Consider the following 22,939-nt stretch of genomic DNA (forward strand, 5'->3'; position numbering starts at 1 on the left):
TGGGAAAATTCTAAAATGTTTTATCCCCATGTAGTAAAAATATTAAATGATGATATTGAAATTGATAAATTGAGTTATTATAATGAATATATATTATGTAAATTTGAAGAATCGTTAAAGTATTATAAGAAAGCTTTAAAAATTGATCAAGAATTAGTTCATCCTTCTTTTATTGCTAGCTCTCTTAATAATATCGGAGTGATTTATGAAAATTAGATAATACATACGAAGCTATAGAGTTCTATAAACAATCTTATTTAATGTACGTACAAACTTTAGGTTTAGGTCACTACAAGGCTAAAAACTTATCTCAAAAAAATTGCACCAGAATTTATAAAAAATAATGAAACTAGGGAGTTTATATTACAAAGAGGCGATTTTGAGGAAGTTACATTAGAAATTAAATAAAAATACAAAAGAATATTTTAAATAAAATATATATTAATGCTGCTAAAGATAAGTGGAATAGTAAGTTCTCAATCTTAGGAAATTGGGGGGTGAAAGGCTATTTAGGCGATAGATATTTAAAACAACTAGGAGTTTTATCTGACCTTAAAAATATAGAAATAGCTAAAATGTTATGTTTTGAAGCGATTTGCTTAGGAGCGATTAACAGCTCTAGTAAAAACTTCACTTGTGTAAAAGAATTTGTTAGAGCCTATCCTGAATTAACAAATAAGATAACAAACGAACATCCTGAATATTTTATTGATGGCTCGATATTACGGGGTATGTGTTAATAATGATGAAGCAATTTAAATAAATTGCTAACTAGTGGTTAGTGTGGCTATGTAGCTTTACCCTCATCCTGAGGAAAATCAGATTTATCCATTAAATTTTTAGCAATGTTACTTTCTGAAAGCTTAACTGATTGAAAATATTCGGATACAAGCTTTATCACTTCATCACAAAATTCATCTTGTAGCTCTTTACTTGCGGTTGATTTTTGGTTTTGCATTAACTGTATAGCATCAGATTTTTTATGCTCTAAAAATTCTTCAATTTCTTTAGTTTTTTCTTGAATGATTTTCTTGGTAACTTCATTACTTTCTTCTATCATTTGAGAGCGTAAAGTTTCTAATTTCTTTATTTGTGCGTTGGTGTGTTTAAAGAGCAAAGCAGCATCTTCTTTTAATTTTTCAGCTTTTAGAACTTTTTCTTGGACTTCTAAAATCTTAGCATCTAAAGAATTTAAAATGGCTTTTTTTGCCGGTCTATAAACTAAATATACAAAAATTACAAAACTAACGGCAAGCCAGAAGCTCTCATCTAGGAAATTCATTATTTTACTTTTATATTTTGTAGTAAATTCATATCTGCTTTAGTGCCGGTTATTTTTTCAATAATATTAACGGCAAGCTTTATGATTGCTGCGCTTTTATTAGTTCTAAATTGCTTAGCAGCTAAATTTATATCTTCAATGTTTTGATTTATAGAGTTTTTTAAATCTTGCTCTAGATTCTTTTTTTTAATTAAAAATTCTGATTCTAAAGAGTCTATTTTTTCTTTTTTTAGCCTATCTATTTCAGTATTTGTTTTGTCTATTTCCTCGTTATAATATTTATTTAGCTTTTCTACTTCTATGGTCAATGTATTGGCTTGCGTGATATTATCTTGAATATTTGTCTGTCTATTATTAAAAATTTCTTCAGCTTTTGGAGTTATAAATTTATAAACAAAGATATACAATAAGCTGAAAGTCACGATAAGCCAAAAAATTTGTGAATAATAGGTAGCAATATCAAATTGAGGCATCTTATTTAAAAATGAATTTTAAGAAAAAATAAGTAACATAGCAATTACAAAGGAAAAAAGTCCCATTGCTTCAGCAAGACCTGCACCGATCAGAGCCATTCTTTGTAAGTTTTCTGTAGCCGAAGGGTTTCGTGCTATTGAACTAAGTAGAGAGCTAAATATATTACTAACGCCTAAAGCTGCACCGTACATGCCGATAGCCATAAATCCTGTACCAATAAATTTTAAAGAAACCATATCCATAAAAAACCTTACTTTTAATTAATCAAAAAAGTTTATCTAATTATCTGTATAATAGGTTTTTTGCACAACGAAGCTAATAAAGAGGAATTTACAGGAAACACAAAGCACAGAACCACAGCGTACAAAAAAGTACGTGAGGATTCAAGCATCGGATTGACATACAAATTATCTTTAGAAGCAAGTTGTGCAAAAAGCCTAGTGTAAATTAATAGCATCATTAAGATACATACAAGATAAAATAGTAAAAATATAAGCTTGAAGTATTGCAACAAAAATTTCAAACCCAATTAGTATCATCATAAGAGGGATTGGCAGAAATTTCAAGTAAATCATTAATGAAACGGTAAAACCGGCTATTACTTTTAATAAAACATGTCCCGCCATCATATTAGCGGCAAGTCGCAATGATAAACTAACCGGTTTTGCTAAATATGTAAATAGTTCAATTACTATCATCAACGGTGCTAACCATAAAGGAGTACCATGCGGTAAAAAAAGGGTTAAAAAACGTAAGCCGTGTTTTACAAAACCGACTATAGTTACCGTTAAAAATACTAGAATTGCCAAGGTAAAAGTAACGATAATATGACTAGTAGCAGTAAAGCTATAAGGTGTCATACCAAGTAAATTACAGAATAAAATGAAAATAAATAAACTAAAAACTAACGGAATAAATTTACGTCCTTTTACTCCTATAGTCTGATTTAACATATCAGCTACAAGATTATAAACTATTTCAGCACTCACTTGTAATCTAGAAGGTACTAATTTCCGGTTATAAAAAGCTAAGTAAAAATAAGTTAGAGCTAAGATGCTAGCAAGTAACATATGGATACTCGAATTAGTAAAGCTGACGTCAAAACCGAACATTTTGATGTCTATTAATTTTTTGATATCAAATTGTGCTAAAGGGCTATGAGTCATTTCCTTACTTTTTATTATTTACTTTTTGGCTTATAATGTTAAAGCCGGCAATCATTCCTATTATTGTAAATATAATAAGAAATAAAGGTTTAGAGTTAAAAAATTTATCCGTAAATATTCCAATTACGACACCTACCATTGTACCTGAAACTAAATCTACAGCGATAGTGAACGGGCTAATTTCTTGCCGAATTTTAGGATTAAAAAACTTAGGAGTTTTTAAGTCTTTAATTCTTGCTTTGATATCTTTTAGTTTTTCCGTATTCATTAGTTTATCTCTGTCATTGCGAGAAGACGCCATAGGCATCGACGAAGCAATCTCAGGATATTTAATGAGATTGCCGCACAGTCTACAACTGCTCGCAATGTAAATTACAAGCTCATTTCATTTTTTGCTTTTTCTTTCTGCTCCTCTAAAGCTTTATCAACTGCTGTGGAAATAGTATCTATGCTATAACTTCCTGTTTGTACTCCGTTAACGAAGAAAGAAGGAGTACCTATAAATTGGGGTGCTTTTGCTACAAAATTGGTATTAGCAATTAGTATTTCAGTAATTTTATCATTATTTAAACATTGTTTATATTCTTCGGGGGAAATACCGCCAAGTTGTCCCATATCAGTTAATAATTCTCTGTATTTATTGCTATATGCCCACTTATCTTGTTGTGTTAATATAATATTATGAAGTTGTGTAAAACTATTTGTATCCCCCTTGCAGCGGGCTAAAATTGCAGCATCTAAATCTTGTTTAGTAGCAATAAATTCACGAATCACATATGCAATTTTGTTAGTATCAATATATTTTTTCTTAAGTTCCGGAAAAATTGTTTGATGATAATAAGCACAATGCGGACAGGTAGGAGAAAAATACTCGACTACTATAACATTTGATTTTTTGTTACCGAGAACCATATCATTATCATCAACTTTAAAAGTGACTTTAACAGGTTTTATTGCAGGATTTTTTTGTTCTTGTGAAGCCGGCGTTGATACTTCATCAGTCTGATTATTATCATTAGCAGGAACTATTGATTCAGCCGTATTTTCAGAATTTACGGCTTCCTGATTCGTTTCTTTAGAGGTTTCATTATTTTGTAGAGTTTCGTGCTCTATTATTTGTTTTTCCTCATGGTTCTTATCTTGTGCTTTTTCTTCTGAACAGCTACTCAAAAATAATAAAAATATTAGTACAATAAAAATACTTCGCATATTTATTCCTTTAACTTATTAATATTATCTACAATAAGATCGTATCAATTTTATTTCAATAAAAATCTCTACTTTATAATAAAAGCAAAATGTGCTATACTAAATAATAGTCTAACATTAAGTTCTTAGGCACTAAAACCACTACGGAGGAATTAATAATGGCAAATACAACACAATCCGAACATAAAACCGAAAAATCCGAGTTTAAAATAGGGCAGAGAATTGTTTATCCTGCACATGGAGTTGGTGAAATAACAAATATAGAATATCATACTATTGCAGGTACTGAAATTAAAGTATATGTAATTTCCTTTTCGCAGGATAAAATGACATTAAAAGTGCCTGTTAGTAGAGCTGCGGTTGTTGGTCTTAGAGCGGTTGCAAGCAGAAAAGATTTAGATGTCATATATTCAACTCTTCAAGGTAAACCAAAACAAGGAAATAGAATGTGGAGTAGAAGAGCCCAAGAATATGAAGGCAAAATTAACTCAGGTAATATTGTAGCCATAGCCGAAGTATTACGGGACTTACATAAAAATGTTGATAATGATCGTTCTTACAGTGAAAGAACACTCTATGAATCAGCTTTAAATAGACTTGCAGGCGAGCTTGCTATCCTTGAAAACATCCACCCAACCGAAGCAATTAATAAGTTAGTTGAAGTATTGCGTGAAAAATTAGTAGCATAGTTATACTCGTTCAACTTGAAAAATTGGCTGTGTTTTCTTTGCAAGTCCTCGGATGCTCGCGTATTAAGTATATGCTCCGCTCCTCGGCTTACAGGCTCCTTGCTCTTTTCCAAGTTGAGCTTCGTATAGCTACTCTTCATTTACTCGGATTATATTTTTATGGATTAGCTGTAGTCTACGACTACTCGCAATAACCGAAAAGCTGATTCATGCAACAAAGCAGACTTGACCACGAACATTTTAATTACTCTACTAACAGATAATTTATCCGGAATTTCTCAAGGGATGTATTAACTACATAGTCAACAAATTCTTTTAATAATTTTGGATCTGTTACTTCCTGTCCTTTATCGTCACGAGCAGTTAAAAGTTTTGAATTAATTTTTTCAAGAACGCCTTTCTTAATATCATCAATATTATGCGTACCGTCTAACATTTCTAAAATATATTTTTCATGTATCGGTATACCTACCATATCATTAAGTCTATTAGTGACGTTAAACACGCTAGTTACATTATTAAAATGTGCTTGTTTTGCTTGGTATCTTGCAAATTCGCTAATTTTAGGTTTTTCGGTGATAGTTGCTATAGCATGAGGTTTGGTCTCAAATATTTTGAGATAACCTTGAAAAATGAATATGATAAAATGCTGTTCTAATGCTGCTAAGAAATCTTGTAATTGATATTTACCAAGCTTTTTAAAAGCTTCTTTTGCTACTTGTTCTAAGCTTATCGGATTGCTAATATTTTCAGCATATACATATAAAATAGCTTTCATGATCGGCGAAGTGGTTGAAATAAAAGGCTCAGGTAAATTTTCGTAATAGAAGCTAACATTTTCCTGTTCGTTAGTTAAATCAACAGCTTTTTCTAGAATTACCGGTCTAATATTAAGGCTAGTAAAAAACTCTTTTAAATTATTAAATTCAATTTTTCTGTTTATAGGTATGTTTTGATGACATAATAATGTCGAGCGGAACTTTCTATTAGTGATAAAATCCATATATTGCTCAGTACGAACAATATCATTAACGGCTTGTAGCTTTTCTGCTGCCTGAGTAGGTAAATTACCGATAAACATTGCAGTAAGCGACGTATCACCTAAGTAATTTAGATGATTTTTTTGAGCTTTTTCTATGAATTGGTGAAAATATGTACCTGTATTAATTTCGCCTAAATATTCATGTAATACATATGAGTCCGTATATGCAGATAATAATTTTGTTTCATCTCGTAAGAAATTAGAATAAGGCGTTGTGGAGCTTTCTAATGAGTCATTGATGAACTTTAAAAGTAATCTAGCTTGCTGTAATTTATCGTGGCTAGTATTAAATAGCTCTGAATGGAACATCATCATTTCACGTATTGTTCGCTGCATATTCCAGCCCGGGAGGGTATTATAGCTTACAAAAGCTATGCCGTTCGGATTTAGCAGTTTATTACAGACTTCGAGTATTTTATTTTGTACTTCTTCAGGTACCCATGAATATACGCCGTGACAAACTATGTAATCAAACTTACCGTATGACTCATCAAGGTCCAATATAGATAATGTCTTTAGTTGGGCATTTTTTATTTTCAAATCACTGATAATTTTTTTACCTAATTCTATTTGTGTTTTGGATAAGTCAACACCTAGAGATTGTGATTTAGGATATGTTTCAGCAAAGTTAAGCAGATTAACACCGATTCCACAACCGAGTTCAAGTATTTTAGCAGTTTCAAGAGGTGGAGGGTTTAGCCCGAATAGCTTGCCGATAGTTCTTAAATAAGATGGGGAGGTATAACTGAAAGTAAATGGAGAATAAGGTACTTCATCATAGGATATTTTATTAGCTTGTTTTGTCATAGTATTTACATAAATTAAAAATTAATTTTAAGCAGTTTCAAAAGATTAAGCAATATATTTATATACAAAAAACTTTAAATTTAACTAATGCTCATATAATATGTAAGTGAAGTGTTATTTTATGAAAAATAATAATAGTTATTTTAGTTTTTTAAGAGGTGCGATAAAAATCAAGAAGGATGTTGTAAATTTTTCTTGTGAATCTGATTGGGATAGTGCTTTATTGTATGGATCGGAAAATACTCTTGATGTCATTCCCGCTTTTAGTGGGCGTTGTTACATGGTGCGAGAAAAGTGTTCAATGTCATTCCTGCGAAAGCAGGAATCCAGAAAAAAAGTATTAAATACAGCAAATTTTTGAAATTAAAAGCTCGATTTATCTAAACTATAACTTAATCAATTGTGCTTTAGTTGCAAAATTTTCTATTCCCTCTAGATTGGTAGTGGTAACCCATAGCTGCATGTTTAAACCAGTAAAAAATTCGATTAAATATTGACGTCTTTTGTCGTCTAAATGCACAAAGACCTCATCTAAAAGTAAAATCGGTGCTATTTTAGTTAGCTTTATAGCATAATTCATTTCAGCAAGGATTATTGCAATTAATATAGCTTTTTGTTCACCGGTAGAACAGAATTTGGCTAAGATATTTTTCTTTTGATGCTTTACTAAAAAGTCACTTTTATGAACTCCAAAACTAGTGCGACCAAGTAGTTTATCTTTGTTTCTTGTTTGATAAAGTTCTGCAGTAATAAAACTAATAATATTTTCTTCGCCGTTTAATATTTTTTGTTCAACAATGCCGTCAATCGATAAATCGGCTTTTGGAAATTCATTTTCAAGGTCATCTATTGTTTGCTGCATAAATTCTAAGGTTTTTAAGCGATTATTAGCAATATGGTTAGAAATATCAGCCATCTTTTCTTCAATAATTTTAAGCCAATTATCATCTCTTATATCTTCTACTAGAATTTTATTTCTCTCATGCATGTAATATTCGTATTTACTAACTAGCTCTGTATGCTTTGGATCAAAATTATAAACTATTCTATCAAGAAATTTTCTTCTATCACTGCTACCGCTTGTAAAGATTCCTTCCATGTGCGGAGTCAGCCATACCATGCTAGTGAATTTACTTAACTCATTATTGGCTATTTTACTTTCGTTATACTCAGTTATCCTTCTATTAGAACTACGTTTAAATTGGGTGGTAAATTCTGCAAGTCCTAGCTTACTTTGCAATAGAGCTTTAACTAGACAATGATCTTCTGAAGTTTTGCATATATCGGCAAGTTTTGCTGATCTCAGCCCTTTTCCTGGATAAAATAGCGATATAGCTTCTAAAATATTAGTTTTACCGCTACCGTTTTCACCTATTAAAATTATTGGTGTATTATCTGTTTTTAGTTCAAGATTTTTAAAATTACGATAATTCTCAAGACTTAAGGAATGTAGGAAGATATTTTTCATTTTATGAAAGAATAATAGTTAAATTATTGATACGTTGCATTTATACCGTCTAGAAATTGCCATAGTAGTTTTGCTCCTTGATATGCTAATTTTTGTTCTTTTGAGCTTAAATTATTAATCAAATTTGCACATTCTTGTGATACATACCATTGATCAACTTTACTATGAACAATGAAAAATTGTAAAGTTCTGTAATCTGAAATTCCATAAAATTTTTGTAATCCTTGAATTTTAGAGTCAGATACTTTAGGAGTCTGACGCTCATAAGCATAAAGTGCTCCAAGACCTATAGAAAAAGATTTCTCTGTTAATTTAAAATAACCTTGAACAAGTTTTTGAGTTGAGTCTAGGTTCTGAAGTGAGTTGGTTTCTTAAACATCCAAGTCCTTCAGCAAAACGTTTCCATGGTTCCGGGTGATTTTCTTCACCTTGTTCTTCTTCTATAAGATTACCAAGTAATATTTGTCTAGCTTGTATATCAACTACATTTGGAATGTATTGCACTTATATAACGTGGGAAAGCTGTAACGTGATGATAATATTCTTTTGCGTAAATTTGTAAAGTAGAATGAGTAAGTTTTCCCATATTCTATAATTGATAAAATAGATGATTTAAAAGGTTACATTGCTCAAGATTTATATTAAGCTGTTCTAAAAATTTCATCTTACCTCCTTTTAGAGGTTATCAGTAAATTTATAAATCTGATGATTGTTTGTTTTATCTATTATTACAGAATGCTATTCTGCTAAAAGATTAAGAGGCAAAAATTTATTTTTGTAAGTAAAAATTCATCAATAAGATTTTGCTCTAGGGGAAGAGTCGCTATTTCTGCCCCTCCAACCATAAAAATTTTCTTATCAGTAAAAGGTTTTATTACCTAAAGTCATCTAAAGATTAAATAAAAAATATATTATTATAAGATTGTAATGGTGTATTTCTTGAAAAAACAATACAAATACAATTTTTTAAAATCTTTGCAGGTATAGAGTCAAAGGTTTTTCGTCCCATGACTATAATATTATTTTTTACTGTCTGATAAAAATATTCAAACTCCTTAATATAAGATCAAGGCATCTGACCTTTATTACCTATCACCTCTTATAAATCTCACCTAATTCAATGCATTTAACTATACATATTTAATCATATGGTCTGCTACAAAAAATCTTTGATGCTCTATAACATTATGCACTCGTAAATAATCAACTACGTTTTCCATTAAATATTTTGATATTGCTATTGTTTCTAAGTCTCTTTCCGATGCTTTGGAATTATAAAAAGCAGAAATATAAGATTTTCGTGAGTGTCCTACCAATATCTCACATCCTAGATTTTTAAATTCTTTAATATGTTGTAATATATATATATAAATTTTGATAAACGGATTTTCCAAAACCAATTCCAGGATCAAGAATGATATTTTTTCTATCAAGTCCACATTTTTCTAATTTTGTTATTTCTTGCTCTGTCCATATATTTAAGCTAGCAAGCGGAGATTTATCGAAATCAAGACATTTTTGTTTTTGCGGTGGAACGGTTAATGAATGCATAGTAATAATTTTACAATTATAATCGGCAATTAATCGTAATGTGTAATCATCTAGATTATTTTTAACCAAGTTGATACAGGAAATAGGGTATTTTTTTAAAACACGTTTAATTACTTCAGGAGTAAAACTAATCAATACTGACTATAACTTCCTTAAGCTCTTCAAGAACATTATCAAGCCTTGCATATTCTTCATCTTCATTAATAATTAAAGCAGAAGGACGTGTTGATTGTGATCCAAGCTCAATTATTGTAGCCCCTTCATTTATCAAGCGTACAAAATTTCTAACGGCATCTTCTTTATGAGAACTCAATCCTCCATTAGAAAAAGAATCAGGAGTAATGTTTAAAATACCGACAAATTGAGGATTTAAAACAAGAGAGCGTATAACTCCTTGATTTTCAATTAAATGTGCTATTTCTGCAAAGGTTTTATTGTTGTAAAAATTATTGATCGGACATGAATAACGACATTCCAAGCTTAAACCTGCAATTAGATGAATAAGAAACGGTCTGTTTAATAATTCAGGATGCGGTATCTTTAAATCAGGTAAATCTATATGGCAATTATTCCAAAGTAGGATATCTAAGTCAATAACTCTTGGAGACCATTTATCATAAGAGCTTGCTCGACCTAGTTGTTTTCAATCTTTTTAAGCTCAATTAGAAGTTTACTAGGCACTAAAGTATTTTTGCCCTGCACCATCATCCCAAGCTTTATCTGCATTGGGTGGTAGAATAGCTTGTGTTTCGAAAATAATAGCTTGCTTAAGCAATATAAAATCACAACTTTTTAGTAAATTTAGAGCTTTTTTAATATTTAAAAGTCTATTACCTAAATTACTGACTATAGAAATATAAATCATAGTGTCTCCTTTCCTGAATAAGAAACTCCGCCATGCACTCCTGAAACCGGTGATTTTAATTTAGTAACGGTTACGTTTAGAAAAATCTTTTCTAATTTTAGATTCGATAAAATTTTGATAAATAATATCATATATTTGTACGACTAAATACTCGATAAGATTAAAGTGATTTTCTTGAGAAAGTTTTTGTACTAACTAACTGTTTACAGGTTGAGCGTAGTGTTTTCCTTGAGTACTGCAGCCAAGATGTACCAAAGTTATTAGTTCTGAAATGTTAAGTTTACATGAATAATTTAAGTTGAAAGCTTGATACCTATCCATAATATTAATGTTAGTTTAGTATAAGCTCTTTATAAAAAGATACAACAGTTAAATTGATATACCGCCACTTTTTTTAAAGCCGGCATGAGCTTTTTCAAGTTTTTTAATAAGTCTAGGTGAATATGATTTAATGTCTTTTTCCTTGCCGCCTTCATATTTTTTAGCGAGTTTCATGCCCCCTCTGATCATATTGTAGGCGAAGTTCATTAGCTTCGTTTCGCCTGCTATTCTTTTTGGGTTCATAAACATATAAATTTGGTAAACGGCAAAGCTTTTTAATAAACGTTTTAAGTCTATTCTAGCTTGTTTGGTTAAACCTTGTAATTTGTCTTTTGGTTTTACAAGGTTTTTATTAGCATCTCTAACTATTTTAGAATGCTGATGCATTAAATAATTACTGACTTCGGCAACATTCTTGTTAATGAGCTTCTCATCCATTTTAAGCATTTTAAGCTTTAAGTTTTTAGTTTTACCTAAATACTTACGGATTAATAAGATAATCTGACTTTGCAGTTGAGTTAAATCCATAGTTTGTTCATTTAAGATAGCAAGCATTCGTTCCATCTCATACTCAAATTCTTCATTTTGGCTTAATTCTTCAAAAATTTCCTCTACCTCTTTACTTTCAAGTACAAGATTGTCACTAATACCCATTAATGCATCTTTTATTTGATCAGCAATTTTTTTGGTATCTTCCGAAAATTGATTATTTGTCATAATCTGATTCATCGTTAAATATAGCTATTTTTATACTAGCACCACATTTCTACTTGTCTATAAAAATTGTATTAAGAGATATTAAATTTTTCTCATTGAGGATACTCTGAGGAATTATAACACAAACAAGCACCTAACATATTGCTAGAATCTTCATCATTATTATCATAATATGGTTTAAATGAAGAAGTAAGGTTTACATCATCAAACTTAAGTAAAGGTTCTTTAAAGTATGAATCATGTGACCAGCTTGTCGTAATATTCGTATAATCAGTTTCTAGTTTTTCTTCTTTAAATGTTTCTGCTAAATTTTTATATTTTTCAGTTTTTTGTATAAATTTAAGTTGACTACACGGTGAAGAAATTATTGATGTTAACTCTTTAGACAAATCATATAATATTCCATAAGGTTTAGCTCTTCCTTGTTCTTCTATATTCTATATCTATTAATTGTTTCAATTTGTTTGTTTTAGGCAAAACATCTTCAAAACTTAAATTATTTTCTATATTTTGTTCCCATTTTTTTTTCTATATATGTTTTAAGCTCAATATTGGCTTTGACAAGGGAAGAGTTAGAGTTTTTGGTTTCAATATTTTTTATTGCTAATATAAATTTAGTAGGAGTCGTACTTAGAATTTTTTGTAGGAAAAATTTGTCAATAGTAGATTCAGAGGATGAATTAGCAGCATCCAAATAAGAACTGTTATATGTTAAATATTTTTCGTTTTTTATATAAAAACTATCTGAAATATTTGAACTTGCTGTTAGACTTTTTTTTTGAGAAGTCCCAATCTCCATACTCATTACTTTTTAATATTAATTCACCGTCTTTAAGAAAATTAGCTATGAGATTTAAATCTTCTTTCTCTTGCCCTAATATAATTATAGCTTTATTACTCCTATCAATAATAGATTCATATTTCTCACTATCTTTATTAATTAAGTCGATAAAATTTTTATCCTTTAACATATCGGATATAAAATTTTCCATTTCCGCTTCCTTTATTTCTTCTTTTTTCAACATCATTATATCCCTCATATTTTCTGCTTTATTGTGTTCAATATTATTTGTTATTTCAAACGAATTTTAATTTAGGAGTGTTTATATCGGTTGAGTTGCTTTGAAATAAATGGTCTTCAGAAATAGTACTATCTACTATTTCCGTATGTTCGTGTTTTTTAAATTTATCACTTAAACGTTTTACATAAGCGGTATAATTGTACATAATTAATCCGTTTCTTAGTTGTTTTTTTATTTAATAATCTTAACTTTAAGATTTAAAAAATTTCAATTTAGTTAATAAGTTAATTAATTTTAACTAAAAATATCACAATTCAGATAATACGATATTTAATATACTGAAAGATGATTTTTATTGCATATATGATAAGAATAAGTTTTATTATAAATAAGTATTAATAATTACTTAGGTTATGAGAAATAATAAAAACCAAATGTATATTATAAAAATTTTTATAGCCCTAGCTATGATTACGAGCATAATATTTTTATTGTATTCTTCATTAACTCCGTCTAAGCTTAAGATTGGTGCGAAAACTAGTAATATGGACGATTCACCTAAAATTAAGTTTACTCTTATAGATCAAGAAGGAAATTTGATAGTACCCATTTGCAAGGTCATTTAAGTTTGATTTATTTTGGTACTACCTATTCCTTATATGACAATCAAGTACTAAAAAGAGTAGAAGATATTATTAAGATTTTGAAGAAAGAGAATATTTTAGTACAAGTAGTTTTTATTACTCTAGATTCTGAGCATGATACAAGTGAGGTATTATAAAAAAATATTTAGAAAAAATAGATGATAATTTTATAGGTTTAACGGGGAGAGTCCAAGATATTGAACAATTAGCAGATCAATTTAAGGTCTTCTTCTATACATCCAAAATATTTGATGTAAAAACAAACAAATATGAATTACAACATTCTAATTTTGTGTATTTAATTAGCAGTCAGGGAAAATTTTTAAAGCATTATTGCTTAGGCTTACCGAAAAATGGTTAACAGATAATCTCTAAGCATTTCCTATTTGTGATGAGAAATGTATTTCATCAATACCTAAGTGTTTTAATGCATTATGCCATTTACTTTCAGGATTATCGGCAAAAATAAATTCTTTATTACAATCCATAACCAGCCATAGATTTTTCTCTAATTCTTCTTCAAGCTGCCCTGGTTTCCATGCTGTATAACCGACAATGAATAAGCTATTTTTAGGTCCTTTACCGAAAGCTATATCTTCTGAAATTTCTAAATTAGAGCTTACTGCTAAATCATTATGGAAATCCAATAACAAATTTTTATTATAATCGCTAGAATGAAGAAAAAACCCTTTTTCATGTTCTACGGGTCCGCCAAGATATATAGGAACCATAACCGGGGTTGTTATTTCGTCATTTTTTATTTTAAAAAACGATTTTAAATCTATATGATTTACTAAGCGGTTAAATATTAATCCTATTGCTCCTTCTTCCGTGTGTGATAACATATAAATTAAGGATTTATGGTAAATGCCTTTTGTAATTACATGCGGTGTAGCAACTAGTGTTTTACCAGATAAGTTATGAAAAATTTTATCGCCCATAAATAAAACTTTTTTAATTATATAATATATAAGATTTAAATCCAATTATTCAATAGAAGTTAACAATAATGATCACATTTTTTGATATTACTATTTTTGCTATTATTACTCTTTTCTCATTTTTCGGCTTATATCAAGGCATAATCGGGTTTGCAACTAGAATACTCGGTTTTATTACTTCTATAATGTTAGGATATTTTTTATATCCGTATATTTCTGACCTAATCGGGAAATATATGGATAATGAGGTTATAAGAATAATTATTGTCGGTGTTATATCTTATGTTATTGCTTTAATTTTATGTGTTTTTATAGTTTATAAATTTCTTGCTATAATTTCATTTATGAGAAACGGTTTTATTGACAGATTCTTAGGGCTATTAGCAGGATTTGCCGTAGGTACTACTATCTCGTTAGTACTATTTTTTATAACAATGATCTTTACTTCTGAAAACTATTTTAAAAGTAAATCTTTAAAAGATTTTGTAGTAAGTAGCAAACAGACCAAATATGGAGGAGTACTGAAAGTTTCTGTTACCACTGATTATTTAGATGAATTAAGTAAAAATATTATAGTTATAATTCCAAACGAGACTTTAAAATCTATTGAAATATTTGAAAATAAAGACCTAAATAATTTCAAAAACTCTCTTAAGAAATCGAATGATTGTAACGATAATGAGGATGTATTTTCTCGAGAATTACAAGATGAGCTTTCTAATATAGATGATGAATAGGATGTTATTTTGACGTCATTGCGAGGAAATTACGACATTGTTGTGCGGATCGAAAAACGCACTCGGTGTCATCCTGTGGTCAAGCCACCGGATGACAACAGAAAACTGATCCACGCGGGCAATGCCTGCTAGCAATGACGATTACCTATCAGACAAACATCATAACCTCTACCTTTCATTAAACCAGCCTATTCCCCTTAAATTTCATAAATCACACCATCGTAAATAATTAGTAAATTATTATAGTAAATTTATTAATTAATTATTCTACGTCGTAAATAAATAGTGTATAATGACCGATAAGTTAAGTGGTAAAATCATTAAAAGCAATAATTTATAGGGGAATTTATGACTAATAAGAAAAAACTTTTTTAATAAACTTTTACTAACAACCAGTAGTATCGGCCTACTTGCAAGCATAGGAGGCTTTGTGGCGGATATTATTCCGGCGGGAAATCCATCTTCTAATATAAGTACGATGAATGATTGAAGATATAATCACAACCATTATCTTCCGCAAGATAATGACAATATTATTATCGTAGAAAATAACCATAGGGTTAATTTTGCCCAAAAGATTAATATTAATGATATTAATCTTTATGTTTTTAATGGGGTATTATTGAAGGCAATCCAACTACAAGAGTTAGTATTAACAATATAACTAACGTTGACAATCCGCAAACTCAAAGGGTAGTTCAAAATGCTTTAGGAGCACCTCTTGCATATGAAGCAAAAGCAAAGCTAAAGCTTACAAGCGGTAATGGAACAGGTTCTGAGCTAACCATTACCGGTAATGATATTAGTGCCGTTGAATCTATTGAGCTTGTATTTAAAGAAAAAGTTGATATGAAACATCGTAAAGGCGGTGTAATAGATACAGGGAATTTAGAGTTTATAAGTTTTGGGAAGGTAAGGGTTAATAAAGATTTTACTGGTCATATTACTACTACTAAAACTATGAGAGGAGAGGTAACTTTCGTAAAGGCTCCTGATATTTATGAAAACGTAATAGTAGCAAGAGAAACAGTAGATACGTTAGGGCAGAGACAAGCACGACTACAGCAAGATATGATAGCAGTTCCAATGAGGGTTCAGCAACAAGTAGACAGAGAAAACTTAAGGTTAAGGCAAGCACAGAATGCACTAGCACGGATACAAGCCGAGAATCCGCAACAATTAGCAGATGCACAGCAACGATTAAATGCTGCACGTGCAGGAGCCGTATAGGGGGAACAAATCGAGCACAGCAAGCTTTATTTGATATTCGTAATGCTCCGTTTGTAGCACAGCTGGACTTAACAAATGCACAAAGAGAAGTACCGGCACAAATTGCAATACTGCAGCGAGATGGACAAGCTAGACAAAGAGAGATACAATAACCAATTGATAATATAGCTCTAGAATTGGTTCAAGCCAGACAAGATCAAGTTGATGCAGAGACACAAGCTAACCTAGCAGGTTTAGTAGTACCGGCGATGCACAAGCACAGCAACAAGCACAAGCTCAGCGTTAACGAAAGAGCAGTGGTTGAAGAAAATAATAGAAGAATAGAAGCGCAAAGACTGCAAGCGGAGTCAGCAACGTCAAGCTAACGAAATAAGAATAGCAGAGGAATGTGTTAAAAAGCTTGAGTCGCAAAAATTAGCTGAGGCAATCAATAATACTATCGTTGTCCATACGGAAAATACTTTTGTAGCGGAAGCACAAAAAGAAGTGATTAGAGAAAAATCTGCACTTGTTATGCAAAATCCTGAAAAACACTCTGTAGAGCTTGCTAAGGAATTAGTAAATAATAAAGCTGAGCTTAAAGAAGTAGTTAATGATGATACTGTTGTAGTGAGTAAAACAAAACAAGAACAATCCTTATTATTCGTAGCAAACTTAGCTCAAGTTGCACCTGATAATGCAAAAAAAAGTAGTAGAGCATTTAACCGAGCAAGGGACAAGATCGGTTAGTGTAGCAAATGTTACAGCTGAAGCAGTAACTACTAATATTAATAATCACTTATCAGGTGGTATTATGATAGCTGTTGCAGCAGGTGATGAAGCAAACCCTTAGCTATAAAGGCACGGTATCTGGCGGCACGATCGGCGGTGAGCTTTACATCGGGGAAAATAGTTTTGTCGGTATTGCATACCGTATGAACTCTGACTTTAAGTTTAAAGGTTCAAGCACTGGTGATAAATTATCGGCAGAAAGCGATATTATTTCTCTATACGGTCAACAACAATTTAGTAATGGCCTTATATTACAAGAAATATTTTCAGCAAGTAACAGTAAAATCAACAAAAAGGACTTAAGTCCGGTCGGACTTAATAGCTATAAAACGGCTAGCGGTAAATATACAAGCAAAGCTTATGGTTTTGAGGGTAGTAATGTCGGTTATTAATTCTCTGCCATGGACGGTATAAATTTAATGCCTAATATCGGTATTAGATAAATACATATAAAGATAATGCTTACACCGAAACCGGTACAGGTGTGAATAATATGTATGTCGCTGGTAAGTCCGGTAACTTAACTACAGGGATTGCAGGCATAAAATTAACCGCTCCTAAGAGATTATCAAACGATACTCAAATAGTACCGGGACTACATGCTTCCGTAGAAAATAGTTTTAAGCAATAAGCAACCTAAGGTGAAAGCTAGATTTATTTGGGCAGATAATTACTTTGAGAACGCTACAAGTAGCAGTACACCGAAAGTCGGATATAATGTAGGTGCAAGTTTACTTACTGCTCATAAGAATATTGAGCTACTTGCAACGTATAACTGTAATTTACACAGCAAATATACTAGTCACCAAGGTTCATTAAAGTTAAAGATATTGTTCTAAAAATATCATTCCTGTGTGGGATACCAAATCGTCATTTTGCGAGCAGCCGTAGGCTGCGTGGGAATCTCATGAAATAATAACAAACTCCTGAGATTGCTTTGTCAAGTTACTTTGTAATTTTCCTCGCAATGACGAAAAAACAATATCCACGCAGCAATGCCTCATCGCCTTGTGAATTCCTTGCTCTTTTTGAAGTTAATCTTCGTCTACCATTCTTCATTTCACATCATTATACTCATAATTCCCTAACCGGTTTTAGTACTAACTTTTTGTTACTAAAGATATTGATTTTAGAAAAGAAATTACTTTTTGGCTTTTTAAAATCACGTTGATAATTTTCACCGGTGACAGCATTATAGCTAGTAATTAAAGAAGGTATAACCTCGTTATAATATATTTTATAAAGGTCATGCATAGTTTCTTTGGTAGTTAAATATCCCCATTTTACCACTTGTTGCGGTACTCTTGCTAAGGCTTCAATGCAGGCTATCGCTTCTTCAATTTCAGGGTTTTTATTTTTATACACGTCAGCTGCCGGTGATAAATTAGCTTGCATATCTTTAAACATAGCATTAATCATTAATGCCATATATTCATCGGTTTTAAATTTTCTTACAAATATTAGATTATTCCTACTGCTATAATTTAAAAGCCGAAATTTATATATAAAAATCATGAATTTTATAGCATAAACTTTTAAGCCGCTAACTTTATTTGCATTATAAAATTTAAGTTTCGTTTCATAATCTAATTGCTTTTTCATACCTGCTTTAAGGAGCTTACTCAGCAAATTATGACAATGTATTATGTCATTTTTTCTAGCAATTCGTACTTTATCGGTAGCTTTAGTACCGGAAAAATTAGCCGAATGGCGAGTTATTTGCCTGCCTTTATCATCTCTTTTTATATCGGCAAAATGCCCAAGCTCTTGGGCTGCGATAATCTGAAGTCTTGCTGCCGCAGCAAAGCCGTTGCCGTAAGTCGGATGATCTTTATTGTTTTCAGCAAAAGGATTACCGCCGCATGAAACAAAAATAGCTACGTCCTTGCCGTTAGTGCTTTGCATACCGCTATTACCGCCTACTCGTTGCCAGCTAACCATATCCATCATATCGCCGATATTGTGTGAGTAGGTAAGAAATACTTCCGTCTTATTAAGAAGAAGCCACCTTATTACGATCGGATGAGCCGACTGAACAAAAATACGTGCTAGCATTTCGGTTACTTCTTTCTTAACTGGCTGTAGCTTTTGTATTTGCTTTTTTAAATTATCGAAAATTGATTTTATTTTTTGATCTGAAGCGGAATTTCTGTATAAATTTTGAAAAAGCTTCGTAGTTTCAGGAATTAAATGCGGGCTTGTTAGTTCTTCTTGACTAACCATTAAGCTTATATTAAGAGCAGGTTCGGTAAACCTTGCAAAATTGCAGCAATCATCGGTATCTATCCGTAATTTACCGGACTTAATTAATTGCATAGCCAAATGCTCATATTCTATTTCCATGTCCTGCTTATAAATAGCAGGAACACGGTCAAGAATGTGATATATGCTAGTCATTTTAAAAATTTAGTGGTTATTTTCTACATTACCTGTTGGTAGTACATCATCATTTTCGTCTATATTTAAAGGTATGAGCTCTAAGTTAAATACAAGCTCAGGCTCATTAGGTACGTGCTTCGGTTTAGGTTCTTCTTCAAATATGAGGTTTACAACAACATCTACCTTGGGGAATACTGTATCAAAGCAATCTTTAAAAAATTTACCTGACGATTTTACTTTATTGCATCTAATGCTTTTTGTCTACCATCTTCTCATTTCTTTGGTATTATTAGTATCATAACGAAAAAATTTATTTTGCATTGGCAATTTAGTCGTAAAGAAATTATTGAAATCTGTCTCATTATTTTTTTTGATTTCTACACTCCTTAAATTAGCAAAAAGTAAAGCTAATCTCTGTAGATCTTGTCCTACAGGTACGGTACAAAATTTAGTAAGTACATCTACTAGCTTTTTTCTTCCTTAGAGTTAAACATATTATCACCGGCCTCATGCAGAACTGCTATTAGAGCAGTGGCAATAGAATTTAAAAAACCGGACGCTGCTATGTCGCCAAGATAACAAACCCATTTTATAAGAGAAGAGGCACTCACACGTTCCAAATACCCTGCATCATGCTACTAGGCCGCTACTTACAGCACTAGCAGCAATACATACATTGTGTAAAGCCATACTAAAACATTTATAATATTCTTCTAATTTAGAGTTAATGATTTTCAATTCTTTAATTTGGTTGTTTATATCTGCAGTATACACAACATTGCAGATTGTAACATTTTTTTATGTCTGCAATTGCTTGCGCATGTCGAGCTATATCGTGGTCATGTTTAGCTATTATGCTTATTAATGCATTTAATGTTTGACTCGCTTCTATTATATCATGCGAATCTTTATTATTAAACGAAGTTAATTGACTACTATCTCTCGATAACATCGGTGAATTAGTAGTTTTATTAAGTTCTGGAGTTATTTGACTGAGAATTTCCTGAAATTCTTTTTCATTCTCTGGATAAGATATATATTTGTTAAGTACAGTATCAGCTTCGCTTAATTTGTCTGCTTTATAAAAAGCTTTTCCTAATAAAAAATCAGTATCTTTAGGTTTAGATGTATATAGAGCTGCTTGTCGTAATGAAGCTACTGCCTTAAGGTAAAGGTCTGTTTGTTCAACATTATTATAATACTCTCCCCAACACAAGTAAGTGATGCCTTCATAATAATAGATATGTAGAAAACCTTTATATTGTTTAATTAAGGTAAATATATTAAGTGCTTCTTTATATTCATTTTTACTTAAAAGTTCTCTTCCTTTAGAGATTAATTGGTTTACGATCTCTTTCATATTCTAATCTATTATTAGTTAATTGTTTAAATCATATTATGGTCGCCGTTTAGAAATAGTCTTACCTGTTATAAACCGGCATTTTCATCAACTAAAAATGCCACGGCTCTAGCTATTTATTCCGGCTGTCCTAGTCTTTTTTTTGTGGGATACTATTAACGATTTTAACAAGCACGTCTTCGGGTACTGTTCCTACCATTTCGGTTGCAATATACCCTGGAGCTATACAGTTAACGGTGGTATTTTTAGGAGCAGTTTCACGAGCAATGGCCTTAGTAAAGCCGATAATTCCGGCTTTAGCAGCGTCGTAATTGCTGAAAAAATTAGCAACTACCGTAAGACCCTTATTTTTTAATTCTAAAGCGGTAGCTTTACCTATTCCTCTAGTACCGCCTGTTACAATTGCAAGTTCTGACATTATTTCTCCATACCTATATTTTGACTTTTATTAAATTTAACCGGTGTGGTTATACTTGGTTTAAGCTGTGACACCGATTTAGTTAACGGTTTAACAACTTTCCTATCACTGCGTATTGAGATAGATTCTCTAGGGTGATTTTTTCATATTCTGCATCTATCTTTTTATCCATCTTTTTTTTGTCTTCAATTTTATTAGTTTTAGCAGTTAATGCCATTATAGCAGCAAGTGTTTCTTTTCTACTTTTTGGAATGACTCTTTTATTTTCTTTTTTAGTGCCGCAACAACCTATTGTTGCACCGCCTGCATAAATACTACCTGATTGCTGAGCAATATGACAGTTTTTAAGTAATTGTTTATCGATGTCTTTTATACCGGTATATTTTTTTGATACTGCTTGAGATATTTTATTGTGTTCATTAAGCCCTTCTCTATCTTTACCGCTAGCACACATTGTTAATATTTCTTCCTGAGGTAAATTTATTAAACTAGTGGTTTTAGTTTCTTGTTTATTTTGTCTTATTTGCGCTGTTAAATTACTTAAGACATCTGATATATTTAGATTAATATTTTCTTTATCAAAAGATATAAAAGGAAGTTTTGTCTTGAAGGATACTCTAAAAGGAATATCTGCTTGCTCAATATTTTTCTTTTTTAATATTTCTTTTTCCTGATCCGTTAAATTTGCATTGTTAATTATTTCTGCTGCATTTCCTTTAGGTTTATTTATCCTAAAAAAACGTTCAAATTTGCTTCTAGGTTTAATATGTGCTTTTAATTCATCAATTCCTTTTTCAGTCGGTAAATTTTCTGCTATTTTGTTTAAAGTATCACTCACTCCTGCAAAGTTATTTGTTACTCCTATCCTATAAGCCTAAATAAATTAAAAGGAGTATTAGTATTTTACCCACCGACATTTTCCATAGATTTTTTTGTCTGATCAACAATTGTGGGATCATTGCCAGCTCCTATAGGACCTGAGTTTAATGTATTAGTATGAAGAGTAACGCCGTCTTCAAGCCATTCTTGGGCTTGGCGTGCATTTAAGTCGGTAATTTTTTGTCTAGAATCTATATCATTTGAAATCAAGGCTAATGTACCTGCATGTTTATATGTAAGAAATGTTTCAAAATTTTTACCGTCTTTATTGGTTATTGCCCCAATTTTCTCAAAGGCGTTTTTCATGCCAACAATTTGTCGTAACTGGGTTGGGATAACATGCCTACCGTTTTAAATTGTATCAGTATACTGATCAACTTATCATTGATGACTTTTGACAAAGTTACTATCATCATTGAAATTTTGAAAATCTTTAGCAACATTTAATTTTTTATGAGTATTTTTAATACCACTTTTCCCTAGCAATTCAAACAACACTTTCAATTTCAGCTTGCATATTTTTGAGATATTTTCTTGTGATTTTTCCATATTCAAAGCATTAAAACTATTAATAAATTTTACTGCTTCTTTATTTAATTTCAGCACAAGCTCAGGTTTATTTTCGCCCTTTGCTATGTCTATCGCTCCTCTGATAGCATTTAAATATTACATTTCAAAAGCTTTAGTGCCTAAAACAATTTTTTCATTGGGATTGTTACGACCGTTACGTATTAATATTGGAGTTTCACCGTTTTTCCCTTCAATTTTAGCTCTATTTGTTTCTAAAGGAACGCCTACTCCGGGTGTGGTTAAAAATTCTTTTGTATGATTTAATAAAAACTCCTTATCGTTGTTATCAAATTGTTTTTTTAATGATGAAAGCATTATAAAATTCTATATGTAGTTGTACATCTCTTGTTATTTTAATTAAAAATTATTATATAAAAATAGTCTAGTTAAAAATATT

The 22,939-nt window shown here is 31.0% G+C and carries 34 protein-coding genes and 8 pseudogenes; 11 read left to right on the forward strand and 31 right to left on the reverse strand.

Annotated elements, in window-relative coordinates; all coding sequences use genetic code 11:
* The first annotated feature begins 39 nt into the window (after positions 1-39).
* Together AB4K15_RS01840 and AB4K15_RS01845 are read left to right on the forward strand one after the other, a co-directional pair.
* The gene (locus AB4K15_RS01840) at positions 40-216 is read left to right on the forward strand and encodes a tetratricopeptide repeat protein (protein ID WP_500224306.1); all 177 of its coding nucleotides are present in this window, start codon (positions 40-42) and stop codon (positions 214-216) included.
* A gap of 281 nt (positions 217-497) precedes the next feature.
* Positions 498-740, forward strand: coding sequence for a hypothetical protein (locus AB4K15_RS01845; RefSeq protein WP_048751031.1), 243 nt, complete (start codon positions 498-500; stop codon positions 738-740).
* A gap of 47 nt (positions 741-787) precedes the next feature.
* Here the strand turns inward: AB4K15_RS01845 and AB4K15_RS01850 are convergent, their stop codons facing one another.
* From AB4K15_RS01850 to AB4K15_RS01875, 6 genes are all read right to left on the reverse strand, one after another.
* A complete protein-coding gene (locus AB4K15_RS01850) occupies positions 788-1,282 on the reverse strand; it encodes a F0F1 ATP synthase subunit B (RefSeq protein ID WP_014013746.1) in 495 nt (164 codons plus the stop codon).
* A complete protein-coding gene (locus AB4K15_RS01855; protein WP_032073746.1) occupies positions 1,282-1,755 on the reverse strand; it encodes a F0F1 ATP synthase subunit B family protein in 474 nt (157 codons plus the stop codon). The genes AB4K15_RS01850 and AB4K15_RS01855 overlap by 1 nt, the downstream gene beginning before the upstream one ends.
* 18 nt (positions 1,756-1,773) lie before the next feature.
* Complete coding sequence (locus tag AB4K15_RS01860; RefSeq protein WP_014365151.1) at positions 1,774-1,998, reverse strand: F0F1 ATP synthase subunit C; 225 nt, start codon at positions 1,996-1,998, stop codon at positions 1,774-1,776.
* A 195-nt stretch (positions 1,999-2,193) separates the two neighbouring features.
* Positions 2,194-2,922 (reverse strand): F0F1 ATP synthase subunit A, encoded by a 729-nt coding sequence (locus AB4K15_RS01865; RefSeq protein WP_500224163.1) that lies wholly within the window; start codon positions 2,920-2,922, stop codon positions 2,194-2,196.
* A gap of 4 nt (positions 2,923-2,926) precedes the next feature.
* Positions 2,927-3,190: an AtpZ/AtpI family protein gene (locus AB4K15_RS01870; protein ID WP_032073748.1), complete on the reverse strand. Its 264-nt coding sequence runs from the start codon at positions 3,188-3,190 to the stop codon at positions 2,927-2,929.
* A gap of 104 nt (positions 3,191-3,294) precedes the next feature.
* Positions 3,295-4,131: a DsbA family protein gene (locus tag AB4K15_RS01875; protein WP_032073749.1), complete on the reverse strand. Its 837-nt coding sequence runs from the start codon at positions 4,129-4,131 to the stop codon at positions 3,295-3,297.
* Between the two features lie 158 nt (positions 4,132-4,289).
* On the opposite strand from AB4K15_RS01875, the gene AB4K15_RS01880 reads away from it, so the two are divergent.
* Positions 4,290-4,820: a CarD family transcriptional regulator gene (locus tag AB4K15_RS01880; protein ID WP_500224167.1), complete on the forward strand. Its 531-nt coding sequence runs from the start codon at positions 4,290-4,292 to the stop codon at positions 4,818-4,820.
* 244 nt (positions 4,821-5,064) lie between these two features.
* On the opposite strand, the gene AB4K15_RS01885 is transcribed toward AB4K15_RS01880, so the two are convergent.
* A complete protein-coding gene (locus AB4K15_RS01885; RefSeq protein WP_032073751.1) occupies positions 5,065-6,669 on the reverse strand; it encodes a class I SAM-dependent methyltransferase in 1,605 nt (534 codons plus the stop codon).
* A 121-nt stretch (positions 6,670-6,790) separates the two neighbouring features.
* Here AB4K15_RS01885 and AB4K15_RS01890 point away from each other — a divergent pair, with 121 nt between their 5' ends.
* Positions 6,791-7,030, forward strand: coding sequence for a hypothetical protein (locus AB4K15_RS01890; protein ID WP_032073752.1), 240 nt, complete (start codon positions 6,791-6,793; stop codon positions 7,028-7,030).
* Positions 7,031-7,054: 24 nt separating this feature from the next.
* On the opposite strand, the gene recF is transcribed toward AB4K15_RS01890, so the two are convergent.
* The 14 genes and pseudogenes from recF to AB4K15_RS01960 form a co-directional block, all read right to left on the reverse strand.
* A complete protein-coding gene (gene recF, locus AB4K15_RS01895; RefSeq protein ID WP_032073753.1) occupies positions 7,055-8,137 on the reverse strand; it encodes a DNA replication/repair protein RecF in 1,083 nt (360 codons plus the stop codon).
* A gap of 23 nt (positions 8,138-8,160) precedes the next feature.
* A pseudogene (locus tag AB4K15_RS01900) lies at positions 8,161-8,468 on the reverse strand (iron-containing redox enzyme family protein).
* Between the two features lie 147 nt (positions 8,469-8,615).
* Positions 8,616-8,723 (reverse strand): thiaminase II/PqqC family protein, encoded by a 108-nt coding sequence (locus AB4K15_RS01905; protein ID WP_084698768.1) that lies wholly within the window; start codon positions 8,721-8,723, stop codon positions 8,616-8,618.
* A gap of 155 nt (positions 8,724-8,878) precedes the next feature.
* A pseudogene (locus tag AB4K15_RS01910) lies at positions 8,879-9,233 on the reverse strand (dihydrofolate reductase); the annotation flags it as partial.
* Positions 9,234-9,267: 34 nt separating this feature from the next.
* Entirely contained in the window at positions 9,268-9,531 is a 264-nt protein-coding gene (locus AB4K15_RS01915) for a dihydropteroate synthase (RefSeq protein WP_500225671.1), read from the reverse strand.
* Entirely contained in the window at positions 9,482-9,823 is a 342-nt protein-coding gene (locus AB4K15_RS01920) for a dihydropteroate synthase (RefSeq protein WP_500225674.1), read from the reverse strand. Before AB4K15_RS01920 ends, AB4K15_RS01915 begins: the two co-directional genes overlap by 50 nt.
* Positions 9,816-10,166 (reverse strand): dihydropteroate synthase, encoded by a 351-nt coding sequence (locus tag AB4K15_RS01925; protein ID WP_500224174.1) that lies wholly within the window; start codon positions 10,164-10,166, stop codon positions 9,816-9,818. The genes AB4K15_RS01920 and AB4K15_RS01925 overlap by 8 nt, the downstream gene beginning before the upstream one ends.
* Positions 10,167-10,235: 69 nt before the next feature.
* Positions 10,236-10,283 (reverse strand): annotated as a pseudogene (locus AB4K15_RS01930) (2-amino-4-hydroxy-6-hydroxymethyldihydropteridine diphosphokinase); the annotation flags it as partial.
* Between the two features lie 78 nt (positions 10,284-10,361).
* On the reverse strand, positions 10,362-10,553 hold the full coding sequence (locus AB4K15_RS01935) for a 2-amino-4-hydroxy-6-hydroxymethyldihydropteridine diphosphokinase (protein WP_500224176.1): 192 nt from the start codon (positions 10,551-10,553) through the stop codon (positions 10,362-10,364).
* A 369-nt stretch (positions 10,554-10,922) separates the two neighbouring features.
* The gene (locus AB4K15_RS01940; RefSeq protein WP_032073865.1) at positions 10,923-11,591 is read right to left on the reverse strand and encodes a DUF5394 family protein; all 669 of its coding nucleotides are present in this window, start codon (positions 11,589-11,591) and stop codon (positions 10,923-10,925) included.
* A 92-nt stretch (positions 11,592-11,683) separates the two neighbouring features.
* Positions 11,684-11,980, reverse strand: a complete 297-nt coding sequence (locus AB4K15_RS01945) for a hypothetical protein (RefSeq protein ID WP_032073755.1) — start codon at positions 11,978-11,980, stop codon at positions 11,684-11,686.
* A 107-nt stretch (positions 11,981-12,087) separates the two neighbouring features.
* Positions 12,088-12,396, reverse strand: a complete 309-nt coding sequence (locus AB4K15_RS01950; protein WP_500224180.1) for a hypothetical protein — start codon at positions 12,394-12,396, stop codon at positions 12,088-12,090.
* The gene (locus AB4K15_RS01955; protein WP_500224182.1) at positions 12,332-12,619 is read right to left on the reverse strand and encodes a hypothetical protein; all 288 of its coding nucleotides are present in this window, start codon (positions 12,617-12,619) and stop codon (positions 12,332-12,334) included. The genes AB4K15_RS01950 and AB4K15_RS01955 overlap by 65 nt, the downstream gene beginning before the upstream one ends.
* 49 nt (positions 12,620-12,668) lie before the next feature.
* Positions 12,669-12,818 (reverse strand): hypothetical protein, encoded by a 150-nt coding sequence (locus AB4K15_RS01960; protein WP_500224185.1) that lies wholly within the window; start codon positions 12,816-12,818, stop codon positions 12,669-12,671.
* A 208-nt stretch (positions 12,819-13,026) separates the two neighbouring features.
* Here AB4K15_RS01960 and AB4K15_RS01965 point away from each other — a divergent pair.
* A pseudogene (locus tag AB4K15_RS01965) lies at positions 13,027-13,618 on the forward strand (SCO family protein).
* Positions 13,619-13,628: 10 nt separating this feature from the next.
* Here the strand turns inward: AB4K15_RS01965 and AB4K15_RS01970 are convergent.
* On the reverse strand, positions 13,629-14,198 hold the full coding sequence (locus AB4K15_RS01970; protein ID WP_010420684.1) for a YqgE/AlgH family protein: 570 nt from the start codon (positions 14,196-14,198) through the stop codon (positions 13,629-13,631).
* Between the two features lie 68 nt (positions 14,199-14,266).
* Between AB4K15_RS01970 and AB4K15_RS01975 the strand changes: the two genes are divergently transcribed.
* The 6 genes and pseudogenes from AB4K15_RS01975 to AB4K15_RS02000 all read left to right on the forward strand — a co-directional run bounded on the left by AB4K15_RS01975 (position 14,267) and on the right by AB4K15_RS02000 (position 17,775).
* Complete coding sequence (locus tag AB4K15_RS01975; RefSeq protein ID WP_032073757.1) at positions 14,267-14,935, forward strand: CvpA family protein; 669 nt, start codon at positions 14,267-14,269, stop codon at positions 14,933-14,935.
* Positions 14,936-15,473: 538 nt separating this feature from the next.
* A pseudogene (locus tag AB4K15_RS01980) lies at positions 15,474-15,940 on the forward strand (hypothetical protein); the annotation flags it as partial.
* Between the two features lie 711 nt (positions 15,941-16,651).
* Positions 16,652-16,894, forward strand: coding sequence for a hypothetical protein (locus AB4K15_RS01985; RefSeq protein ID WP_032073759.1), 243 nt, complete (start codon positions 16,652-16,654; stop codon positions 16,892-16,894).
* Positions 16,842-16,997 (forward strand): hypothetical protein, encoded by a 156-nt coding sequence (locus AB4K15_RS01990; protein WP_500224188.1) that lies wholly within the window; start codon positions 16,842-16,844, stop codon positions 16,995-16,997. Before AB4K15_RS01985 ends, AB4K15_RS01990 begins: the two co-directional genes overlap by 53 nt.
* Positions 16,981-17,328, forward strand: a complete 348-nt coding sequence (locus tag AB4K15_RS01995) for an autotransporter domain-containing protein (RefSeq protein WP_032073760.1) — start codon at positions 16,981-16,983, stop codon at positions 17,326-17,328. The genes AB4K15_RS01990 and AB4K15_RS01995 overlap by 17 nt, the downstream gene beginning before the upstream one ends.
* A gap of 101 nt (positions 17,329-17,429) precedes the next feature.
* Positions 17,430-17,775 (forward strand): annotated as a pseudogene (locus AB4K15_RS02000) (autotransporter outer membrane beta-barrel domain-containing protein).
* A gap of 235 nt (positions 17,776-18,010) precedes the next feature.
* Here AB4K15_RS02000 and AB4K15_RS02005 read toward each other — a convergent pair.
* The 9 genes and pseudogenes from AB4K15_RS02005 to AB4K15_RS02045 form a co-directional block, all read right to left on the reverse strand.
* Positions 18,011-19,333, reverse strand: a complete 1,323-nt coding sequence (locus tag AB4K15_RS02005) for a DUF2748 family protein (protein WP_500224190.1) — start codon at positions 19,331-19,333, stop codon at positions 18,011-18,013.
* 9 nt (positions 19,334-19,342) lie between these two features.
* Positions 19,343-19,587, reverse strand: a pseudogene (locus AB4K15_RS02010) (hypothetical protein); the annotation flags it as partial.
* Between the two features lie 192 nt (positions 19,588-19,779).
* Entirely contained in the window at positions 19,780-19,935 is a 156-nt protein-coding gene (locus tag AB4K15_RS02015; RefSeq protein WP_500224193.1) for a hypothetical protein, read from the reverse strand.
* Positions 19,936-20,057: 122 nt separating this feature from the next.
* Positions 20,058-20,267: a hypothetical protein gene (locus tag AB4K15_RS02020; RefSeq protein ID WP_032073762.1), complete on the reverse strand. Its 210-nt coding sequence runs from the start codon at positions 20,265-20,267 to the stop codon at positions 20,058-20,060.
* A 434-nt stretch (positions 20,268-20,701) separates the two neighbouring features.
* A pseudogene (locus tag AB4K15_RS02025) lies at positions 20,702-21,093 on the reverse strand (SDR family oxidoreductase).
* Between the two features lie 82 nt (positions 21,094-21,175).
* Positions 21,176-21,931 (reverse strand): hypothetical protein, encoded by a 756-nt coding sequence (locus tag AB4K15_RS02030; RefSeq protein WP_500224195.1) that lies wholly within the window; start codon positions 21,929-21,931, stop codon positions 21,176-21,178.
* 65 nt (positions 21,932-21,996) lie between these two features.
* Positions 21,997-22,278 (reverse strand): hypothetical protein, encoded by a 282-nt coding sequence (locus tag AB4K15_RS02035; protein WP_500224199.1) that lies wholly within the window; start codon positions 22,276-22,278, stop codon positions 21,997-21,999.
* A gap of 75 nt (positions 22,279-22,353) precedes the next feature.
* Positions 22,354-22,578, reverse strand: coding sequence for a hypothetical protein (locus AB4K15_RS02040; RefSeq protein ID WP_500224205.1), 225 nt, complete (start codon positions 22,576-22,578; stop codon positions 22,354-22,356).
* Between the two features lie 60 nt (positions 22,579-22,638).
* Positions 22,639-22,857 (reverse strand): hypothetical protein, encoded by a 219-nt coding sequence (locus AB4K15_RS02045; RefSeq protein ID WP_500224206.1) that lies wholly within the window; start codon positions 22,855-22,857, stop codon positions 22,639-22,641.
* Positions 22,858-22,939: the final 82 nt, after the last annotated feature.

Origin of the sequence: Rickettsia aeschlimannii, assembly GCF_047973405.1 — a bacterium.
Classification (GTDB): Bacteria; Pseudomonadota; Alphaproteobacteria; order Rickettsiales; family Rickettsiaceae; genus Rickettsia; species Rickettsia rickettsii.

Coding starts and splice junctions, on each gene's coding strand:
- AB4K15_RS01885 (WP_032073751.1), bottom strand. CDS start 6,669: ATGACAAAACAAGCTAATAAAATATCCTATGATGAAGTACCTTATTCT.
- AB4K15_RS01855 (WP_032073746.1), bottom strand. CDS start 1,755: ATGCCTCAATTTGATATTGCTACCTATTATTCACAAATTTTTTGGCTT.
- AB4K15_RS01860 (WP_014365151.1), bottom strand. CDS start 1,998: ATGGATATGGTTTCTTTAAAATTTATTGGTACAGGATTTATGGCTATC.
- AB4K15_RS01875 (WP_032073749.1), bottom strand. CDS start 4,131: ATGCGAAGTATTTTTATTGTACTAATATTTTTATTATTTTTGAGTAGC.
- AB4K15_RS01955 (WP_500224182.1), bottom strand. CDS start 12,619: ATGATGTTGAAAAAAGAAGAAATAAAGGAAGCGGAAATGGAAAATTTT.
- AB4K15_RS01940 (WP_032073865.1), bottom strand. CDS start 11,591: ATGACAAATAATCAATTTTCGGAAGATACCAAAAAAATTGCTGATCAA.
- AB4K15_RS01970 (WP_010420684.1), bottom strand. CDS start 14,198: ATGGGCGATAAAATTTTTCATAACTTATCTGGTAAAACACTAGTTGCT.
- AB4K15_RS01950 (WP_500224180.1), bottom strand. CDS start 12,396: ATGAGTATGGAGATTGGGACTTCTCAAAAAAAAAGTCTAACAGCAAGT.
- recF (WP_032073753.1), bottom strand. CDS start 8,137: ATGAAAAATATCTTCCTACATTCCTTAAGTCTTGAGAATTATCGTAAT.
- AB4K15_RS01975 (WP_032073757.1), top strand. CDS start 14,267: ATGATCACATTTTTTGATATTACTATTTTTGCTATTATTACTCTTTTC.
- AB4K15_RS02005 (WP_500224190.1), bottom strand. CDS start 19,333: ATGACTAGCATATATCACATTCTTGACCGTGTTCCTGCTATTTATAAG.
- AB4K15_RS02045 (WP_500224206.1), bottom strand. CDS start 22,857: ATGCTTTCATCATTAAAAAAACAATTTGATAACAACGATAAGGAGTTT.
- AB4K15_RS01880 (WP_500224167.1), top strand. CDS start 4,290: ATGGCAAATACAACACAATCCGAACATAAAACCGAAAAATCCGAGTTT.
- AB4K15_RS02035 (WP_500224199.1), bottom strand. CDS start 22,278: ATGAAAAACGCCTTTGAGAAAATTGGGGCAATAACCAATAAAGACGGT.
- AB4K15_RS01850 (WP_014013746.1), bottom strand. CDS start 1,282: ATGAATTTCCTAGATGAGAGCTTCTGGCTTGCCGTTAGTTTTGTAATT.
- AB4K15_RS01865 (WP_500224163.1), bottom strand. CDS start 2,922: ATGACTCATAGCCCTTTAGCACAATTTGATATCAAAAAATTAATAGAC.
- AB4K15_RS01995 (WP_032073760.1), top strand. CDS start 16,981: ATGAAGCAAACCCTTAGCTATAAAGGCACGGTATCTGGCGGCACGATC.
- AB4K15_RS01905 (WP_084698768.1), bottom strand. CDS start 8,723: ATGGGAAAACTTACTCATTCTACTTTACAAATTTACGCAAAAGAATAT.
- AB4K15_RS01960 (WP_500224185.1), bottom strand. CDS start 12,818: ATGTACAATTATACCGCTTATGTAAAACGTTTAAGTGATAAATTTAAA.
- AB4K15_RS01890 (WP_032073752.1), top strand. CDS start 6,791: ATGAAAAATAATAATAGTTATTTTAGTTTTTTAAGAGGTGCGATAAAA.
- AB4K15_RS01990 (WP_500224188.1), top strand. CDS start 16,842: ATGCAAAAAAAAGTAGTAGAGCATTTAACCGAGCAAGGGACAAGATCG.
- AB4K15_RS02020 (WP_032073762.1), bottom strand. CDS start 20,267: ATGTTATCGAGAGATAGTAGTCAATTAACTTCGTTTAATAATAAAGAT.
- AB4K15_RS01935 (WP_500224176.1), bottom strand. CDS start 10,553: ATGATTTATATTTCTATAGTCAGTAATTTAGGTAATAGACTTTTAAAT.
- AB4K15_RS01870 (WP_032073748.1), bottom strand. CDS start 3,190: ATGAATACGGAAAAACTAAAAGATATCAAAGCAAGAATTAAAGACTTA.